This is a genomic window from Streptomyces swartbergensis (genome assembly GCF_002148965.1).
GTDB classification, from domain to species: Bacteria; Actinomycetota; Actinomycetes; order Streptomycetales; family Streptomycetaceae; genus Streptomyces; species Streptomyces swartbergensis.
In genome coordinates this window covers 1-606 of the sequence record NZ_NGFN01000866.1, presented here as the reverse complement: position 1 = coordinate 606, position 606 = coordinate 1, and the positions used below count along the sequence as shown (strand labels likewise).

Here is a 606-nt window from a genome sequence, read left to right as displayed (position 1 = left end):
GGTCGAAGTTGTGCGGCGCATCGTTCGCTTCACAGCAGACCGGGGTGACGCTCGGCGGGGCGCCAGCGTGTGACGCGCGGCGCTGCGTTGCCTTCCCGCGAGCTCTTGATCGCGTGATGGTCGCGGCAGAGCGCCCGAAGGTTCGTCAGGCTGTGGTCGTTGCCGGGCCGGATGTGGTCGACGTCGGTCGCCCGCAGTCCGCACACTGTGCCGTGCTCGCGCCATCGGCAACGGTGTTCGTCTCGCTCGAGGACGAGCGCGCGCAGCTCGGGCCAGTTGGGAGGCAGCTCGTACCGTCTCGTACTGCCTTCCCATCGTCCGCTCACGCGTCGGTGTCCTTCGGGTCGAGGTAGTCGGCGGCCGCTCGGAAGAACGCGGCGAGAGCGGGGCGAACGTCGGGCCCGTCGAGCTCGAGCGTGCCGAGCTCGGCTTCGGGTCCGTCGCCCACGCGTACGCGGACGGGAAGGATCACGGTCGTCGGCGCATGCACTCGTCGTCTCCTTCGTCCTCGAGCACGGGCTCGTCGGGGTCGGCTCGCTCGGCTGTCGAGTCGAGGGCGACCCGGTCGAGGTCGAGCTGCCGGGCGAACCCGAAGGGGGGATGCGC

General features: G+C 70.6%; 2 protein-coding genes. Both read right to left on the bottom strand.

The genetic code is table 11. The features are described from left to right. Positions 1–29: 29 nt before the first annotated feature. Positions 30–326: an HNH endonuclease gene (locus tag CA983_RS44810; protein WP_086606202.1), complete on the bottom strand. Its 297-nt coding sequence runs from the start codon at positions 324–326 to the stop codon at positions 30–32. After that, positions 323–490, bottom strand: a complete 168-nt coding sequence (locus tag CA983_RS46575; RefSeq protein WP_158101959.1) for a hypothetical protein — start codon at positions 488–490, stop codon at positions 323–325. Before CA983_RS46575 ends, CA983_RS44810 begins: the two co-directional genes overlap by 4 nt. Positions 491–606 lie beyond the last annotated feature (116 nt).